Source organism: Thiomonas sp., from assembly GCF_054608695.1.
On record NZ_JBTRXV010000008.1, the window covers coordinates 18,152 to 35,947 of the forward strand.

General features: G+C 67.2%; 18 protein-coding genes. 12 read left to right on the forward strand and 6 right to left on the reverse strand.

Annotated elements, in window-relative coordinates; all coding sequences use genetic code 11:
- Nucleotides 1-13 precede the first annotated feature (13 nt).
- From bioB to ACYCUK_RS05575, 12 genes are all read left to right on the forward strand, one after another.
- Complete coding sequence (gene bioB / locus ACYCUK_RS05520) at nucleotides 14-1,030, forward strand: biotin synthase BioB (protein WP_461593829.1); 1,017 nt, start codon at nucleotides 14-16, stop codon at nucleotides 1,028-1,030.
- A gap of 29 nt (nucleotides 1,031-1,059) precedes the next feature.
- Nucleotides 1,060-1,764 (forward strand): DUF4126 domain-containing protein, encoded by a 705-nt coding sequence (locus tag ACYCUK_RS05525; RefSeq protein ID WP_461593830.1) that lies wholly within the window; start codon nucleotides 1,060-1,062, stop codon nucleotides 1,762-1,764.
- A 166-nt stretch (nucleotides 1,765-1,930) separates the two neighbouring features.
- The gene (locus ACYCUK_RS05530; protein WP_461593831.1) at nucleotides 1,931-4,045 is read left to right on the forward strand and encodes an acetyl/propionyl/methylcrotonyl-CoA carboxylase subunit alpha; all 2,115 of its coding nucleotides are present in this window, start codon (nucleotides 1,931-1,933) and stop codon (nucleotides 4,043-4,045) included.
- 37 nt (nucleotides 4,046-4,082) lie between these two features.
- On the forward strand, nucleotides 4,083-5,033 hold the full coding sequence (locus tag ACYCUK_RS05535; RefSeq protein WP_461593832.1) for a 2-hydroxyacid dehydrogenase: 951 nt from the start codon (nucleotides 4,083-4,085) through the stop codon (nucleotides 5,031-5,033).
- A gap of 63 nt (nucleotides 5,034-5,096) precedes the next feature.
- Nucleotides 5,097-6,056, forward strand: coding sequence for a hydroxymethylglutaryl-CoA lyase (locus tag ACYCUK_RS05540; RefSeq protein WP_461593888.1), 960 nt, complete (start codon nucleotides 5,097-5,099; stop codon nucleotides 6,054-6,056).
- Between the two features lie 146 nt (nucleotides 6,057-6,202).
- Entirely contained in the window at nucleotides 6,203-6,691 is a 489-nt protein-coding gene (locus ACYCUK_RS05545; RefSeq protein WP_461593833.1) for a YbaK/EbsC family protein, read from the forward strand.
- 57 nt (nucleotides 6,692-6,748) lie between these two features.
- Nucleotides 6,749-6,985: a DUF1289 domain-containing protein gene (locus ACYCUK_RS05550; protein WP_461593834.1), complete on the forward strand. Its 237-nt coding sequence runs from the start codon at nucleotides 6,749-6,751 to the stop codon at nucleotides 6,983-6,985.
- A gap of 60 nt (nucleotides 6,986-7,045) precedes the next feature.
- Entirely contained in the window at nucleotides 7,046-8,101 is a 1,056-nt protein-coding gene (dusB, locus tag ACYCUK_RS05555; protein ID WP_461593835.1) for a tRNA dihydrouridine synthase DusB, read from the forward strand.
- A complete protein-coding gene (locus ACYCUK_RS05560) occupies nucleotides 8,101-8,340 on the forward strand; it encodes a helix-turn-helix domain-containing protein (protein WP_112485148.1) in 240 nt (79 codons plus the stop codon). The genes dusB and ACYCUK_RS05560 overlap by 1 nt, the downstream gene beginning before the upstream one ends.
- Nucleotides 8,341-8,531: 191 nt before the next feature.
- Nucleotides 8,532-10,112, forward strand: a complete 1,581-nt coding sequence (purH, locus tag ACYCUK_RS05565; RefSeq protein ID WP_461593836.1) for a bifunctional phosphoribosylaminoimidazolecarboxamide formyltransferase/IMP cyclohydrolase — start codon at nucleotides 8,532-8,534, stop codon at nucleotides 10,110-10,112.
- A gap of 40 nt (nucleotides 10,113-10,152) precedes the next feature.
- Nucleotides 10,153-10,743: a crossover junction endodeoxyribonuclease RuvC gene (gene ruvC / locus ACYCUK_RS05570; RefSeq protein ID WP_461593837.1), complete on the forward strand. Its 591-nt coding sequence runs from the start codon at nucleotides 10,153-10,155 to the stop codon at nucleotides 10,741-10,743.
- A 205-nt stretch (nucleotides 10,744-10,948) separates the two neighbouring features.
- Nucleotides 10,949-12,112 (forward strand): branched-chain amino acid ABC transporter substrate-binding protein, encoded by a 1,164-nt coding sequence (locus tag ACYCUK_RS05575; RefSeq protein WP_461593838.1) that lies wholly within the window; start codon nucleotides 10,949-10,951, stop codon nucleotides 12,110-12,112.
- A 69-nt stretch (nucleotides 12,113-12,181) separates the two neighbouring features.
- On the opposite strand, the gene ACYCUK_RS05580 is transcribed toward ACYCUK_RS05575, so the two are convergent.
- The 6 genes from ACYCUK_RS05580 to ACYCUK_RS05605 form a co-directional block, all read right to left on the reverse strand.
- Complete coding sequence (locus ACYCUK_RS05580) at nucleotides 12,182-12,610, reverse strand: F0F1 ATP synthase subunit epsilon (protein ID WP_461593839.1); 429 nt, start codon at nucleotides 12,608-12,610, stop codon at nucleotides 12,182-12,184.
- 80 nt (nucleotides 12,611-12,690) lie between these two features.
- Nucleotides 12,691-14,106 carry a F0F1 ATP synthase subunit beta gene (gene atpD / locus ACYCUK_RS05585; RefSeq protein WP_112485140.1) on the reverse strand — a complete coding sequence of 472 codons (1,416 nt, stop codon included), beginning with the start codon at nucleotides 14,104-14,106 and terminating at the stop codon, nucleotides 12,691-12,693.
- Between the two features lie 36 nt (nucleotides 14,107-14,142).
- The gene (gene atpG / locus ACYCUK_RS05590) at nucleotides 14,143-15,021 is read right to left on the reverse strand and encodes a F0F1 ATP synthase subunit gamma (RefSeq protein WP_461593840.1); all 879 of its coding nucleotides are present in this window, start codon (nucleotides 15,019-15,021) and stop codon (nucleotides 14,143-14,145) included.
- 119 nt (nucleotides 15,022-15,140) lie between these two features.
- On the reverse strand, nucleotides 15,141-16,697 hold the full coding sequence (atpA, locus tag ACYCUK_RS05595) for a F0F1 ATP synthase subunit alpha (RefSeq protein ID WP_461593841.1): 1,557 nt from the start codon (nucleotides 16,695-16,697) through the stop codon (nucleotides 15,141-15,143).
- Nucleotides 16,698-16,745: 48 nt separating this feature from the next.
- Nucleotides 16,746-17,291, reverse strand: a complete 546-nt coding sequence (locus tag ACYCUK_RS05600; RefSeq protein ID WP_461593842.1) for a F0F1 ATP synthase subunit delta — start codon at nucleotides 17,289-17,291, stop codon at nucleotides 16,746-16,748.
- Between the two features lie 12 nt (nucleotides 17,292-17,303).
- Nucleotides 17,304-17,774, reverse strand: a complete 471-nt coding sequence (locus ACYCUK_RS05605; protein ID WP_112485132.1) for a F0F1 ATP synthase subunit B — start codon at nucleotides 17,772-17,774, stop codon at nucleotides 17,304-17,306.
- Nucleotides 17,775-17,796: the final 22 nt, after the last annotated feature.

Genomic DNA, 17,796 nt, shown 5'->3' on the forward strand with positions numbered 1-17,796 from the left:
CTCGCAAACCGCCATGACCACGACCACCTCTTCCTCCTGGACTCCCGCGCGCATCGAAGCCCTGCTCGCCCTGCCGCTGCCTGAACTGCTGTGGCAGGCGCAGCAGACGCATCGCGCGCACTTCGACCCCACCGAGGTGCAGCTCTCCTCGCTGCTGTCGATCAAGACCGGCGGCTGCGCCGAAGACTGCGGCTACTGCCCGCAATCCGCGCATTACGACGTCGGCGTGAAGGCCGAGAAGTTGATGGACGTGGATCTGGTACTGGCCAACGCCCAGGCGGCGAAGGACGCCGGCGCCAGCCGCTTCTGCATGGGCGCGGCGTGGCGCGAACCCAAGGACCGCGACATCGACAAGGTGGCTGCCATGGTGGAGGGCGTGAAAGCCCTGGGCCTGGAAACCTGCATGACCCTGGGCATGCTGCAACCCGCGCAGGCGCAGCGTCTGGCCGACGCCGGGCTGGACTACTACAACCACAACCTCGACACCTCGCCCGAGTTCTACGGCAGCATCATCACGACCCGCACCTACCAGGAGCGGCTCGACACCCTGCACGCGGTGCGCGAGGCCGGCATGCATGTATGCTGCGGCGGCATCGTCGGCATGGGCGAGAGCCGGCGCGACCGCGCGGGCCTGCTGGCCGAGCTGGCGAACCTCGACCCCTACCCCGAATCCGTGCCGATCAACGCACTGGTGCGCGTTGCCGGCACGCCCTTGGAACACGCCGCCGACCTCGATCCCTTCGAGTTCGTCCGCACCGTGGCCGCAGCGCGCATCGCCATGCCCCGCGCCTGGGTGCGGCTGTCGGCCGGACGCAAGGAACTGGGCGACGGCATCCAGGCCCTCTGTTTCCTGGCCGGCGCCAACTCCATCTTCTACGGCGACACCCTGCTGGTGACGGGCAATGCCGATGTCGACGCGGACCGGGCCTTGTTCGCGCGGCTCGGGCTGCGGGCCACGGGCGTGCAGGCTGCTGCGCCGCAAGCTGCCCCGGCTCCACGTCGCGTCATTCCGATGCAGACCGCGCTTTGACGCTTTGATCCACGCAGGCCAGCGCCGCCATGACCCCGCCCGCATCCGACACCCTTCAACTGCTCGCGCTCGCCGCCGCGCTGGGCTGGGCCAGCGGCTTTCGCGCTTTTCTCGTGCTGTTCGCCGTTGGCGTGGCGGGGCTGGCCGGCTGGGTCCATCTGCCGGGCGGGCTGCAAGTGCTCGCCAGTCCGGTGGCGGTGGGCATCACCGGCGTGCTGGCGCTGGCCGAGTTCATCGGCGACAAGATTCCGGGCGTCGACAGCCTGCTCGACTTCATCTCCACGCTCTTGCGCATTCCCATGGGCGCCTTGCTCGCGGCCAGCGTGTTCGGGCTCAACCACGGCTTCGTCGCCGCACTGGCGGCAGCGGCTGGTGGCAGCCTGGCTGCCGTGAGCCACGGCACCAAGCTCACCACCCGCGCCGCCATCAACACCTCGCCCGAACCATTCTCGAATGTGGGCGCCTCGTTCGGCGAAGACGCGCTGGTGCTCGGCGGCCTGTGGCTGTCTTGGGCGCACCCGCTGGTGTTCTTCGTCGCCCTGGTGCTGACCCTGATCGCCATGGTGTGGCTGGCGCGCAAGAGCTTTCGCTTCGTCCGCGGCCTGCTCGGCAAGATGGTGCGCCTGTTCAGCGGCCGCCCCGAACCCGGCCCGCCCATGCCGCCCGCCCCCTCGCCACGCCCGCTGCCGCCGATGCACGATGTGACCGATGTGCATGTTCAAGACAAGCCTTGAGCTGCAAAAGTCAACCATCGGGTTCGCGAACAATTCTTCTTTTCTGAGGCCTGCTGAGATGTTCTCGAAAGTGCTCATCGCCAATCGCGGCGACCAGTGTCCCCGCAAGGGGCGCGCAGCGCCGCCGCAGGCGATCTCGCCGCGCACAGACTGGAGGCCTGCTGACATGTTCTCGAAAGTGTTGATCGCCAACCGCGGCGAGATCGCCTGCCGCGTTGCTGCCACCTGCCGCGAACTCGGCATCCGCATCGTGGCGGTGTATTCCGAGGCCGACGCCCAGGCGGCGCATGTGGCGGCTTGCGACGAAGCCATCTGCATCGGCCCGGCGCCTGCGGCGCAGAGCTATCTCGACGCCGCGCGCATCCTGCAGGCCGCGCGCGACAGCGGGGCGCAGGCGGTGCATCCGGGCTACGGCTTCCTGAGCGAAAACGCGGCGTTTGCGCAAGCCTGCGCGGATGCAGGCGTGGTCTTCATCGGGCCGCCGCCAGCAGCCATCCATGCGATGGGATTGAAAGCCGAGTCCAAGCGCCTGATGCAGGCGGCCGGTGTGCCGCTGGTTCCGGGCTACCACGGCGCCGAACAGGACGACACACTGCTCGCGGCCGAGGCGGCGCGCATCGGCTATCCGGTGTTGATCAAGGCCAGCGCCGGCGGCGGTGGCAAGGGCATGCGCGAAGTCATGGCGGCGGCGGACTTCGCCGCTGCCTTGGGCTCGTGCCGGCGCGAGGCCAAGGCCGCTTTCGGCAACGATGCGGTGCTGATCGAGAAGCTGGTGGCCAAGCCGCGCCACATTGAAATCCAGGTGTTCGCCGACAGCCACGGCCACACCGTGGCGCTGTTCGAGCGTGACTGCTCGTTGCAGCGCCGCCACCAGAAAGTGGTGGAGGAAGCGCCCGCGCCCGGCCTCACGCCCGAGCAGCGCGCCGCGCTGGCGCAGGCCGCGGTGGCCGCGGCGCAAGCGGTGGGCTACGTCGGCGCCGGCACGGTGGAGTTCATTGCCGAAGGCGATGGCGCCGGCGGCATCCGCAGCTTTTATTTCATGGAGATGAACACCCGGCTGCAGGTGGAGCACCCGGTGACGGAAATGATCACCGGGCTCGACCTGGTGGCGTGGCAGTTGCGCGTGGCCGCGGGCGAGCCGCTGCCCGCAGCGCCGCAGATGCCGCATGGGCACGCAGTCGAAGTGCGGCTGTACGCCGAGAACCCTGCCGCCGGCTTTCTGCCATCCACCGGCCGGCTTGCACGCCTGGAGCTGCCGCCGCATGTGGCCTTCAAGGTGGACGGCAACCCTGCCGCGCTGCGGGTGGACAGCGGCGTGCGCGAGGGCGACGCCATCACCCCGCATTACGACCCGATGATCGCCAAGCTCATCGCCTGGGGAGAAACCCGCGCGCAAGCCCTGGCGCGCATGGCGCAGGGCTTGCGCGCCGTGCGCATCGTCGGGCCCGACACCAACGCGGCTTTCCTGCACCGCCTGGTGCAATCGCCCGCCTTCATGGCCGGCCACATGGACACGGGCCTGATCGCCCGCGAGCAGGGCACGCTGTTGGCCGAAGCGCTGGCGCCCGAACACGCCGCGCTGGCCGCCACCTGCGCCCTGCTGGAAGCCGAGCGCGCGCAACAAACCCTCGACCCCTGGAGCGCCTGCGACGGCTGGAGCAACGGCGTGCTGCCGGCACGCGAGCTGCATTGGCAGTGGGGCACGCATGCGCTGCCGGCCAGCTTGATGCGCGGCGCCGAAGGTGGCTGGCGACTGGCCTTGGCGGCGTCGCAGCCACAGCCGCTGCATTGGCATGCCGTACCCAGCGGCCCGAACGAGCTGGCGCTGTCGATCCGCTGGGGGGAGCAGACGCTGCGCGCGCATGTCGTGCGCCAGGACGACAACCGGGATGACAGCCGGAACGGCAGCCAGGCAGCCAAACCCGCGCGCCTGCATGTGTTCGCGTCGGACGGCCACGCCGCGCTGTCGCTGCGTGAAGCCAGCACCCATGCCGCCAGCGGCGCTGGCGGCAATGGCCGCTTGAGCGCGCCCATGCCCGGACGCATTGCCGCGGTGCTGGTGGCGCCGGGGCAGACGGTGCAAACGGGCCAGCCGCTGCTGGTGCTGGAAGCCATGAAAATGGAACACACGCTGCAGGCCAGCGATGGCGGCGTGATCGACGCCGTGCTGGTTGCCGTGGGCGAGCAGATTCAGGAGGGCGCTTTGCTGCTGCGCATGCGGGCAGCCGAGGCGAGCGAACAGGACGCCGCCGGAGTCACCACGACCGGCAGCGCCGCCTGAGCCCATCGACCCTGGCCCGCCCATCCACCCCTCGCGCATGCGCCTCGCCGTCTGGGATCCTGATGAGCCGTTTCGCCGCTGGCGCGAGGCGCTGGTGCAGCATGCCGCCGACCTCAAGCTGGCGGTCGAGGTCATCGACGCCAGCGCCGAGCCCGAAGCCCAGGCCGATTTCGCCCTGGTGTGGCATCCCCCGAGCGACTGGCTGAGCAGCCAGCTCGGCCTGCGTGCCGTGTTCAACCTCGGCGCCGGAGTCGACGCCGTGCTGCCGCAGATGCAGCGCAGCCTGCCCGGGGTGCCGCTCATCCGCCTGGAAGACGCCGGCATGGGCCGGCAGATGGCCGACTATGTGAGCGAGGCCGTGCTGCACGCCTGGCGCCGCATGGCGGACTACGCCGCGCTGCAACGCCAGGGCCGCTGGGAGCCGCTGGTGCTGCCGCCGCGCGGCAGTTTCAACATCGGCTTTCTCGGCCTGGGGCAGATGGGATTTGCCGCCGCCAAACGCGTCGCGGCGATGGACTTCCCGGTGCTGGCCTGCAGCCGCAGCGGCCAGGCGCGCGCCGGCTTCGACGCCCCCTGGCCGATCTACCCGCTGGACCGGCTCGACGCCTTTCTCGCCCAGACCCGGGTGCTGGTGGTGTTGTTGCCGCTCACCGCGCAGACCCGCGGCTTGCTGGACTACGCTGCGCTGTGCCACTTGCCGAAAGGCGCGCACCTGGTCAACGCCAGCCGTGGCGCCGTGCTCGACCAGGATGACTTGCTCGACTTGCTGCACAGCGGCCACCTCGCCAGTGCCACGCTCGACGTGTTCACCACCGAGCCGCTGCCGCAGGATGACCCGCTGTGGCGCCACCCGCGTGCGCGCATCACCCCGCATGTGGCGGCGCAAACCCTGGTCGGCCCGGCGGCGGCGCAGGTGATGCGCAAGATCGCCGCCATCGAGCGCGGCGAACGTCCCGGCGGCGTGGTGGACGCGCGGCTGGGGTATTGAACACGACGGCCCGTCCGCCAAGCTGATGTTGTTCGAGAACACGAGGAGATGAGCATGAGCCCGATGACCCTTCCCCGCCATGTCAAGCTGGTCGAAGTCGGCCCGCGCGACGGGCTGCAGAACGAAGCCAACCCGGTGCCGCTGGCGGTCAAGGTCGAACTCATCGACCGCCTCTCCGCCGCGGGCTTCGCCAATGTGGAAGCCGCGGCTTTCGTCTCGCCCAAATGGGTGCCGCAAATGGCCGACAGCGCGCAGGTCATGGCCGCCATCCGCCGCCACCCCGGCACGGTGTATTCGGCCCTGGTGCCCAACCTGAAGGGGCTGGAAGCGGCACTGGCTGCGGGCGCGAACGAAGTGGTGGTGTTCAGCGCCGCGTCGGAGGCGTTCGCCCGGCGCAATATCAACTGCTCGATCGCCGAATCCATCGCCCGCTTCGAGCCCGTGGCGCAAGCCGCCAAGGCCAGCGGCTTGCGCCTGCGCGGCAGCATTTCCTGCGCCCTGGGCTGCCCGTATCAGGGCGAGGTGCTGCCCGCCGCCGTGGTCGATGTGGTGCAACGCATGGCCGCGCTCGGCTGCGATGAGATCGACATCGCCGACACCATCGGCGTGGGCACGCCGGGCCGGGTGCAGGCGGTGTTCGAGGCCACGGCTAAAGCCTTTCCCATCGAGCGTCAGTCCGGGCATTTCCACGACACCTACGGCCAGGCGCTGGCCAATATCCTCGCCGCGCTCCAGGCGGGCGTGAGCATCTTCCACGCCTCGGTTGCGGGCCTGGGCGGCTGCCCCTATGCGAAAGGCGCCACCGGCAACGTCGCCACCGAAGACGTGCTCTACATGCTGCAAGGCTTGGGGCTGCACACCGGCGTGGACCTTCGCGCCGTGGTCGATGCCGGCGATTTCATCAGCCGCAGCATCGGCCGCCCGAACAACAGCCGCGCCGGGCGGGCGCTGCTGACGAAGTGGCAAAGTACGGACAACAACGCGCGCTCCGCCCAGGCGCCTGCCGCGCAGGCCGCAGCCTGAGTCGCCCCGATGAAGCGCAGCGCCATGTGGAACGACAGGGACCTGCACGCCCGCCCGCATCAACCGGGCCGCGGCCTGCTGCGGCTTGCATCTGCGCGACGTGGGCTGCGTCCATGGCCATGACGCATCCTGCCCCTGAGTCCTCAATGTTCGTGTCGTCGGACTCGGCCCAGCGCGTTGCCGCCGCGCTGCAAGCCCTGGGCCATGACGCGCCGCCCGTGATGCTCGACGCCGCCGCCCGCACCGCGCAGCAGGCGGCGGACGCTTTGGGCGTGCAGCTCGGGCAGATCGCCAAGTCCATCGTCTTCCGTCATGTCGATAGCGACCGCGCCGTGCTGGTGGTGTGCGCCGGCGACCGGCGCGTGGACGAAGCGCTGGTGGCGCGGCAGGTGGGCGCGCTGGCGCGGGCCGACGCCGGCTTCGTGCGCGCGCGCACCGGGTTCGCCATTGGCGGGGTGAGTCCGGTGGGGCATCGCGAGCCGCCGCTGGCGCTGATCGACCAAAGCCTGTGGCGCTTCGATCGCATCTGGGCCGCCGCCGGCCACCCGCACGCGGTGTTCCCGCTGGCGCCCGACGACCTGCGACGCTGGCTGGGCGCTGCGCCCAGCGCCGTCACGACAGCGCCCGTCGCCTGAACCCGCAGCCGACATGCCCCCGGCCTTGCGCCGCAAGCTTCCGCCCAGCCTCACGCCATGTCCGTCCCCTCCCCCTGCATCCAGATTTGCACCATGGACACCACCAGCGGCTATTGCCAGGGATGCTGGCGCACACTGGACGAAATTGCCGCCTGGAGCACCCTGGGCGACGCCGACAAGCTGCGTGTGTGGCGTGTTCTGCGTCAACGCCGGAAGACCGCCGCGCAGGCCGCGCCCAAGCCCGCGCAAGACGCGCGAGCGGGAACGCATGGCGGCCCGAACCCGCAGGACTAGAATCCGCCTCCTGCACAAAAAACAGGCAGCGCGGACGCCGCGCCCAGGCTCGTTTCTTCCATGTCCTCCCCACGCCCACAAGCCCCCACCGAAGCCAGTCCGGCCGCGCTGCGCCTGGGCAACTTCGTGCTGCCCAACCGCGTGTTCGCCGCCCCCATGGCCGGCGTCACCGACCTGCCCTGGCGGCAGATGGCGCGCAAGCTGGGCACGGGGCACTGCGTCAGCGAGATGGTCACGTCCAAGCGCGAGTTGTGGGACACGCTCAAGACCTCGCGCCGCCGCGACCACACCGGCGAACCCGGCCCGGTGGCGGCGCAACTGGTGGGCGTGGACCCGGCCGACATGGCCGATGCAGCGCGCGCCAATGTGGAGGGCGGCGCGCAGATCATCGACATCAATATGGGCTGCCCGGCGAAGAAGGTGTGCAGCCGCTGGGCCGGCTCGGCGCTGATGCAGGACGAGACGCAGGCGCTGCGCATCGTCGAAGCCGTGGTGCAGGCCATGCAGCCGCTGGGCGTGCCGGTGACGCTGAAAATGCGCACCGGCTGGTGCACCACTGAGCGCAACGCGCCGCGCATCGCCCGCGCCGCGCAGGACGCCGGCGTGGCGATGGTCGTGGTGCATGGGCGCACCCGCGACCAGGGCTATGGCGGCGGCGCCGAGTACGACACCATCGCCGCCATCAAGCAGGCGCTGCGCATTCCGGTGGTGGCCAATGGCGACATCGACAGCGCCGCCAAGGCGCGCGCCGTCATGCTTGCGACCGGCGCCGACGCGGTGATGATCGGCCGCGCCGCTTTAGGCCGCCCCTGGCTGCTGGGCCACATCGCCCAGGCGCTCGAGAGCGGCGTCGAACCCGCGCCTCCCGGCTTGCAGCAGCAAGGCGCGTGGCTGCTGGAGCATCTGGACGCGCACCATCTGTTCTATGGCGATGCTGGCACGAAAACCGCCCGAAAGCACGTGGGCTGGGCGGTGGCCGACCTGCCTGGCGCCGCGGCGTTCCGCGCCGGCTTCAACACCTTGACCGAGCCGCAGGCGCAGCGCGACGCCGTGGCGGCGTATTTCGACATGCTGAGCAGCGCACGCAGCTCCGACCTCCTTCCCTTAGCAGCCTGATGAGCAAGAAATCCTCCCTCGAGCAATGCGTCATCGACAGCCTCGATGCGTATTTCGACGACCTCAACGGCACCGAGCCGCATGGCATTCACGCCATGGTGATGCAGACCGTGGAAAAACCGCTGCTGCAAACCGTGATGCGCCGCACCCAGGACAACCAGTCGCTCGCGGCCGACTGGCTGGGCATCAACCGCAACACCCTGCGCAAGAAGCTGAAGGACCACAAGCTCATCAAATGAGTGCCGTCTTGCGCGCGGCGAGCGTTGCGTGCGGGTGTTGCGTGCGGGCATGGTCTGCGCGGCCTGGCCAGAACATGCCGGGCCCATGCTCAAGGACCAGACCACGCCCCGAACCTCCGCTCCAGCGCATCTCACCTCACCGACGACCCCGCATCACTGAAGCCCTTCTTCCCAAGTTCTGCCCGACCCCCATGTACGCACTGCTCTCCGTTTCCGACAAAACTGGCGTCCTCGACCTCGCACGCCGCCTGCACGCCAAAGGCGTGACGCTGCTGTCCACCGGCGGCACCGCCAAGCTGCTGCTCGAGGCCGGCCTGCCGGTGACGGAAGTGGCGACGCACACCGGCTTTCCCGAGATGCTCGACGGCCGCGTCAAGACCCTGCACCCCAGGGTGCACGGCGGCCTGCTGGCGCGGCGCGACTTGCCGGCGCAAATGCAGGCCATCGCCGCGCACGGCATCGCGGCCATCGACTGGCTGGTGGTCAACCTCTACCCCTTCGAGGCCACCGTGGCCAAGACGGGCTGCACGCTCGAAGACGCGATCGAGAACATCGACATCGGCGGCCCGGCCATGGTGCGTTCGGCGGCGAAGAACTGGCAGGGCGTGAGCGTGCTCACCGATTGCGCGCAGTACGAGGCCGCGCTGGCCGAGTTCGAGGCCAGCGGCGCGGTGTCGCAAGCCACGCGCTTCGCCCTGGCGGTGGCGGCGTTCAACCGCATCGCCCAGTACGACGCCGCCATTTCCAACTATCTGTCCGCGCTGCAGGCCGACGGCACGCAAGCCACCTATCCCGCCCGGCTCAACTCCAGCTTCGTCAAGCTGCAAGACCTGCGCTACGGCGAGAACCCGCACCAGAGCGCCGCGTTCTACCGCGACCTGCATCCCGCCCCCGGCTCGCTGCCGCTGGCGCGGCAACTGCAGGGCAAGGAGCTGAGCTACAACAACATCGCCGACGCCGACGCGGCGTGGGAATGCGTCAAGAGTTTCGCCACCGGCGCCTGCGTCATCGTCAAGCACGCCAACCCCTGCGGCGTGGCGCTGGGCGACACGGCCGAAGCCGCTTACCGCAAAGCCTTCGCCACCGACCCCACCTCGGCCTTCGGCGGCATCATCGCCTTCAACCAGGCTGTGGACGAAGCCGCGGCCAAGGCCTTGAGCGGCCAGTTCGTCGAAGTGCTCATCGCCCCCGCCTACAGCGACGCGGCGCTGGCCGTGCTGGCCGCCAAAGCCAATGTGCGCGTGCTCGCCATCGACCTTGCCCAGGTGGACCGCCACGGCGCCACCCCCTGGGCCCAGGGCCGCAACGCGCAGGATGTGAAGCGCGTGAATTCCGGCATTCTGGTGCAGACGGCCGACAACGCCGTGCTCACCACCGCCGACCTCAAAGTGGTGACCAAGCGCGCACCGAGCGATGCCGAAATCGCCGACCTGCTGTTCGCCTGGACCGTGGCCAAGTTCACCAAGTCCAATGCCATCGTGTTCGCACGCGACGCCCAGACCATCGGCGTCGGCGCGGGGCAGATGAGCCGGGTCGACTCCACCCGCATCGCCACCATCAAGGCCGCCAACGCCGGGCTTGCGGTTGGCGGCAGCGCCGTCGCCTCCGACGCCTTCTTCCCCTTCCGCGACGGCGTCGACGTGCTCGCCGCCGCCGGCGCCAAAGCCGTGATCCAGCCCGGCGGCTCGATGCGCGACGCGGAAGTGATCGCCGCCGCCGACGAACACGGCCTGGCCATGGTGCTCACCGGCGTGCGCCACTTCCGCCACTGAAACCGAGCCGGTGGACCCTCACCGTGGTGCAATACACGCCATGCGCATCCTCGGTATCGACCCCGGACTCAACATCACCGGTTATGGCCTGCTCGAAACCCGGGGCCAGCGGCTGCATTACCAGGCAAGCGGCGCGATTCGCATTCCGAAGGGCACGCTGCCGGATCGGCTGAAGACGCTGTTCGAGGGCGTGAGTCAGGTGGCGCAGGACGCGCGGGCCGATATCGCGGTGGTGGAAATCGTGTTCGTCAACGTCAACCCGCAGTCCACGCTGCTGCTGGGGCAGGCGCGCGGGGCGGCGATTGCAGCGCTGGTCGCCAGCGGTTTGCCGGTGGTGGAATACACGGCTTTGCAACTGAAGAAGTCCGTCGTCGGCTACGGCCGCGCCAGCAAGGAGCAGATGCAGGAGATGGTCATGCGCCTGCTCGCCCTGCCCGGCCAGCCGGGGCCGGATGCGGCCGACGCGCTGGGCTTGGCCATTTGCCACGCGCACGCCCACCGCGGGCTGACTGCGCTGCAGGTGGCCAGCCCGGACAACGGCAGGGTTTCCAGAGACGCTGCTTCAGCGGGAACCTTGAGTGCGGCGCAGCTGCGTGGCCTGCGCGTGCGCCGCGGCAGGCTGGTGGGTTGATCTGCAGCAGCGCCACTGCCCTGCTGCGCATGGCGCGAGGTCGTCGCGCATGCGCATGGCATGTCCCGTTGCGGCGGTGAGCCATCCCGAATGGCAACACCGCGCGCACGAATTTTGCTTACGCTGAACCAGCCCTTCATCGCGCTGCTGCTGGTGCAAGTCGCCGCCGCGCCTTGCCCAGATGACCTGATTTCCGGAGATAGCCATGCCGCACACCCCAGCCGTTCGACGCAAGCTCACTGTTTTGGCGGCACTGCTCGCACCGATGCTGTGCACCGCAGCCGCGCAGGCTGCCGAGATGCGCGTGGTCATCGGTGTGGCGGTGCCACTGTCGGGACCGCTCTCTGCCAGCGGCCAGGACGCCGTGAACGGCGTGCAACTGGCCATCGACAAGCTCAATGCGGAGCATGCCCGCATCGCTGGCCAGCCGGTGCGCTGGATCATGGACGCCGAGGACGATCAGGGCCTACCCAACCAGGCCACATTGGTGGCGCAGAAATTGGTGGACGAGCAGGTGAACGGCGTCGTCGGCCACCAGACCTCGGGCTGCACCTTCCCTGCGGCCCGCATCTACAGCGCAGCGGGCATCCCGCAGATCACGCCATCATCCACCGACCCGAAAATCGCCCAGCAGGGCTACAAGACGTTTTTCCGCATGATTGCCAATGACGACGCTCTCGGCGCCGGCCTGGCCAACTATGCCGACCAAACGCTGAAAGCCAGGCGCGTTGCGGTGGTGGACGACCGCACGGCCTACGGCGAAGGTGTCGCCGATGTGTTTGCCGCCACGGCCAAACGCGATGGCATGACGGTGGTGGATCACGAATACACCGACGACAAGACCACGCAGTTTTCCGCCATCCTCACCCGCATCAAGGGCCTCCACCCGGACGTCGTGTTCTATGGCGGCATGTACAGCCAGGCCGGCCCGCTGTTGCGGCAGATGCGTCAGTTCGGGATGAAGGCCACGCTCATGGGTGGCGACGGCATTTGTGCGCCAGCCATGGCGACGCTCGCTGGCAATGCGGTCAACGGCACGATCTGCGCCCAGGGCGGTGTGCCCCTGAGCCAGTTGCCGAAGGGCCAGGCCTGGAAAGCCGATTACATCCAACACTTCGGCCAAGGCGCTTTCCAGCTCTACTCGCCCTACGCCTATGACGCAGCCATGGTGCTGGCCCATGCCATGATGAAGGCCCGATCGGCGGATCCCAAGGTCTACCTCCACGCCATCCGGGACGTGGACTACGACGGCATCACCAAGTCCCATATCCGCTTCACCCCGACAGGCGAGTTGATGCACCCGAGCATCACCCTCTCGATGTTCGAGCATGGCAAGAAAACACCGCTCGCGGTGGAACGCGTGAACTGAATCGGCGGGGCAACACGATGAGGCGGCGATGCGATCGCGCGAAGTTGGGTCGCCCAGGAGTCGCCCGGCTCAATGGGGTCGGTTGCGCAGCTTGCGGATGGCGGCGAGTTGCGCTGCCAACATGGCAAGCTCACCTTCGACGACGGCAATGTCCTGGGCGTCCTTGGCATTGGCACGATTCTCCTGCGCCAGCTTGAGGGCTTCCTGGGCCTTGGCTTCATCCAGGTCCTTGCCACGGATGGCGGTGTCGGCCAGAACCGTCACATGCCTGGGCTGGACTTCAAGCACGCCACCGGCGACGAAGACGAAATCGTCCTCGGTCCTGGTGCCGTCCGTGCGCTCGATGCGCACCGCGCCCGGTTTGATGCGGGTGATGAGGGGCGTGTGGCCGGGCAGAATGCCGAGTTCGCCGGACTCACCCGGCAAGGCGACGAAACGCGCTTGCCCGGAATAGATCAGCTCTTCGGCACTGACCACATCGACTTGAAAAGTGTTCATGATGACTCCGGGGGTGCCTCGGGCTGCACGTGCATGCCATGTCGGCGCGCGACTCGGCATGCTCTGGGCAGACGCAGCGATCAGTTCAGTTTCTTGGCCTTCTCGAAGGCTTCGTCGATGGCGCCGACCATGTAGAAGGCCTGCTCGGGCAACGCGTCGCACTCGCCGTTGGCGATCATCTTGAAGCCGCGGATGGTTTCCTTCAGTGGCACGTACTTGCCAGGCGAGCCGGTGAACACTTCGGCAACGTGGAACGGCTGCGACAGGAAGCGCTGGATCTTGCGGGCGCGCGACACGGTGAGTTTGTCTTCGGGCGAGAGCTCGTCCATGCCCAGAATGGCGATGATGTCGCGCAGCTCCTTGTAGCGCTGCAGAATGCCCTGCACCGAACGGGCGGTGTTGTAGTGCTCTTCGCCCACGACGTTCGGGTCGAGCTGGCGCGACGTGGAATCGAGCGGGTCGACTGCGGGGTAGATGCCCAGCGAGGCAATATCACGCGACAGCGCCACGGTGGAGTCCAGGTGGGCGAAGGTGGTCGCAGGCGAGGGATCGGTGTAATCGTCCGCGGGGACGTAGACGGCCTGGATGGAGGTGATGGAACCGGTCTTGGTCGAGGTGATGCGCTCCTGCAGCACGCCCATTTCCTCGGCCAGCGTCGGCTGGTAGCCCACGGCGGAAGGCATGCGTCCCAGCAGCGCGGAGACTTCCACGCCGGCCAGGGTGTAGCGGTAAATGTTGTCGACGAAGAACAGGATGTCGCGGCCTTCGTCACGGAATTTCTCGGCCATGGTCAGGCCGGTCAGGGCCACGCGCAGGCGGTTGCCCGGAGGCTCGTTCATCTGGCCGAACACCATGGCCACCTTGTCGAGCACGTTCGACTCCTCCATCTCATGGTAGAAGTCATTGCCCTCGCGGGTACGCTCACCCACGCCGGCGAACACCGACAAGCCGCTGTGCTGCTTGGCGATGTTGTTGATGAGTTCCATCATGTTCACGGTCTTGCCAACGCCGGCGCCGCCGAACAGGCCGACCTTGCCGCCCTTGGCGAAAGGGCAAACCAGGTCGATCACCTTGATGCCGGTTTCGAGCAGGTCGACCGAGGGCGAGAGTTCATCGAACTTGGGAGCCTTGGCGTGGATGGAGCGGCGCTCGTCGCAGGCGATGGGGCCGGCTTCGTCGATCGGGCGGCCCAGCACATCCATGATGCGTCCGAGGGTGCCGTTGCCGACAGGCACGGTGATGGGCTCGCCGGTGGCGTCGACCGCCATGCCGCGGCGCAGGCCGTCGGTCGATCCGAGGGCAATGGTGCGTACGACACCGTCACCAATTTGTTGTTGCACTTCAAAGGTGATGCCTTTTTCCGCCAGCCCCATTTCCTGGTTGTCGGACAGGCGCAGTGCCTCGTACACGACGGGCATGTGCTCGCGCGGGAATTCAATGTCGATCACAGGGCCGATGCACTGAACGATCTTGCCTTGGGTTTGGGCCGTGGTCATCTAGTTCTCCAATATGCAGTGATGGGTGGCAGCGCCTTAAACGGCGGCTGCGCCCCCGACGATTTCAGACAATTCCTTGGTAATGGCAGCCTGGCGGCTCTTGTTGTAGACCAGTTGCAGTTCACTGATCACCGTCTTGGCGTTGTCAGACGCCGCCTTCATCGCCACCATGCGGGCCGATTGCTCGCACGCCATGTTCTCGGTCACGGCCTGGTAGACCAGCGCCTCGATGTAGCGCACCAGCAGCGCATCGATCACCGGCTTGGCATCGGGCTCGTAGATGTAGTCCCAGCTGTGTTGCTTGCGCTCCGCATCGGACGTGCTCATGGCCTGCTTGGACAGCGGGATGAGCTGTTCGACCCGCGGCTGCTGCTTCATGGTGTTGACGAAGCTGCTGAACGCGATGTAGATGGCATCGATCTCGCCACGCTCATAAGCGTCGAGCACCACTTTGACCGGGCCGATGAGCTTGTCCAGATGCGGTTTGTCGCCCATCTGCACCAACTGAGAGACAACGTTGACACCCAGGCGGTTGAAGAATTGCAAACCCTTGTTGCCAATGGCGCAGGCCTGCACGGCAACGCCCTCACCCTGCCATTCCTTGATGTTCTGGGTCAGGGCACGCAAGATATTGGTGTTGAGGCCGCCGCACAGGCCCTTGTCGGTGGTCACCAGGATGACGCCCACCTTGCGCACCGGGCTACGCGCCGCCATGAAGGGGTGGCTGTACTCGGGGTTGGCTTGGCTCAGGTTGGCGGTCATGGAGCGCACCTTCTCGGCGTAAGGCCGGGCTGCACGCATGCGCTCCTGCGCCTTGCGCATTTTCGAGGCAGCGACCATTTCCATGGCCTTGGTGATCTTGCGCGTGTTCTGCACGCTCTTGATCTTGACGCGAACTTCTTTCATTCCAGGCATGCAGGATCTCCTTCAGCCATGCGGCGCAATTCGGTCGCAAGCGGCCGGGCAAGCTCGGCAACCGGCGACAACGCGATGTGGGCACGCATGGACTGGATCAGGGTGAATGGTGGAATGAATCAATACGCGCCGTTCTTCTTGAATTCGGCGATGGCCGTTTTCAAGAGGGCTTCGTCGTCCTTGCTCAAGTCTTTCTTCGACTCGATGCTCTCCACCAGGGCAGCATGCTTGGACTGCAGATAGTCGTGCAAGCCCTTCTCGAAGCCCAGCAACTGCTTGACGTCGACGTCGTCAAGATAGCCGTTGTTCACCGCATACAGCGATGCGGCGAGTTGCCACACCTGAACCGGCTGGTACTGGGGCTGCTTGAGCAGCTCGACCACGCGACGGCCGCGCTCGAGCTGGCGACGCGTGGCGTCGTCGAGGTCGGAGGCAAACTGGGCGAAGGCCGCGAGTTCGCGGTATTGCGCCAGGTCGGTACGAATGCCGCCCGACAGCTTCTTGATGATCTTGGTCTGTGCCGCACCGCCCACGCGCGACACCGACACGCCGGCGTTGATGGCGGGGCGCACACCGGCGTTGAACAGATCGGTCTCGAGGAAAATCTGGCCGTCGGTGATGGAGATCACGTTCGTCGGCACGAAGGCCGAGACGTCACCCGCCTGGGTCTCGATGATGGGCAGCGCGGTGAGCGAGCCGGTCTTGCCCTTGACTTCGCCGTTGGTGAATTTCTCGACATATTCCTCGTTCACGCGGGCAGCGCGTTCGAGCAGACGGCTGTGCAGGTAGAACACGTCGCCGGGATAGGCTTCGCGACCCGGGGGGCGGCGCAGCAGCAAGGAAATCTGGCGATAAGCCCAGGCCTGCTTGGTCAGGTCGTCATAGATCACCAGGGCGTCGCGGCCGCGGTCGCGGAAATACTCGCCCATGGTGCAGCCGGAATAAGGGGCCAGGTACTGCATTGCGGCCGAGTCGGACGCCGTGGCGGCGACAACGATGGTGTAGTCCATCGCGCCATGCTCTTGCAACTTGCGCACGACGTTGGCAACCGTCGAAGCCTTCTGGCCTACGGCAACATAGATGCAGATCAGGTCCTTGCCCTTCTGGCTGATGATGGCGTCCACCGCCACCGCCGTCTTGCCGGTCTGGCGGTCGCCGATGATCAGTTCGCGCTGGCCACGTCCGACCGGAACCATGGCGTCGATGGCCTTGACCCCGGTTTGCACCGGCTGCGAGACCGATTTGCGCCAGATCACGCCGGGCGCGACCTTCTCGACCACGTCGGTCATCTTCGCATTCACCGGGCCCTTGCCATCGATGGGCACACCCAGGGTGTTGACCACCCGGCCGATGAGTTCCGGGCCAACCGGGACGGACAAGATCTTCCCGGTGCACTTGACCGTGTCGCCTTCGGAGATGTGGCCGTATTCGCCCAGAACCACCGAGCCGACGGAATCGCGCTCCAGGTTGAGTGCCAGGCCGAAGGTGGGCTGGCCGTCCTTGTTCGCCGGGAATTCGAGCATTTCGCCCTGCATCACGTCGGACAGGCCGTGCACCCGCACGATGCCGTCGGACACGGACACCACGGTGCCCTGGTTCTTGACGTCGGCGGTGGCGCCAAGGCCCTCGATGCGGCTTTTGATGAGTTCGGAAATTTCTGCGGGATTGAGTTGCATGGTGGCCTCGGAAGACTTAGGCGGTGATGGCTTGGCGGTCGGTGCTGCTTAGGCTGTGAGAGCAACGCGCATGGCGTCGAGCCGTGCGCGCACCGAGGTGTCGAGCACCTCGTCGCCCACGGCAACGCGCACGCCGCCGATCAGCCCGGGATCGATTTCGACACGGGTGTAGAGCTTGCAACCAAACTTGCGCTCGAGCGCGGGCAACAAAGCCTCGAGCTGCGCCGGCTCCAGTGGAAAGGCGCTGCTGATGACGGCCTCGGCACGGTGCTGCGCGGCGTCTTTGAGCTGGTGAAACTGCTCGGCGATTTCAGGCAAGGCGGCCAGGCGTCGGTTTTCGAGCACGACCTGCAGCAAGTTGCGCACGGCAGCGCCGGCTTGCTGCGGCATGGCCGACAGCAGCAGGGCACCGAGCTTGTCGGCAGGAAGCTGTGGGTCGCCCGCGAGAGTCCGGATTTGCGGGTCGCGCGCGATCACGGCAAGTGCATTCAGCGACGCGGCGACATGCTCCAGCGACTCGGATGCGGGCTGGTTTTGTATGGCCCGGAAAATCGCTTCGGCATAAGGCCGCGCGATGGTGGCGAGTTCAGCCATGACGGGCTCCGATCACAGTTCGGCCTTGAGCCGGGCGAGCAAATCGGCATGAACCTGCGGATTGACCTCGCGGTGCAGGATGGCCTCGGCGCCCTTCACGGCCAGCCCGGCAACCTGGTCACGCAGACTCTCGCGAGCCTTGATCAGTTGCTGGTCGGCCTCGGCCCTGGCCTGGGTGATGATGACCTCGCCGGCTTCCTCGGCCTTCTTGCGTGCATCCTCGATGATGGCTTGCGCGCGGCGCTCGGCTTCGGCCAGGCGTTGCGCGCTTTCATGATGCGAACGGGCAAGCTCCTGCTCGACCTCCTTGTTGGCCGAAGCCAGTTCGGCCTTGGCGCGATCCGCCGCAGCCAAGCCGTCGGCGATTTTCTTGGCGCGCTCGTCCAATGCCTTGGTGATAGGTGGCCAGACGAACTTCGCCGTGAACCACGCCAGCAGCAAGAACACCACGAGCTGCGCAATCAGTGTTGCGTCCAGATGCATGGCGCTAACCTTTGCGTTGAAT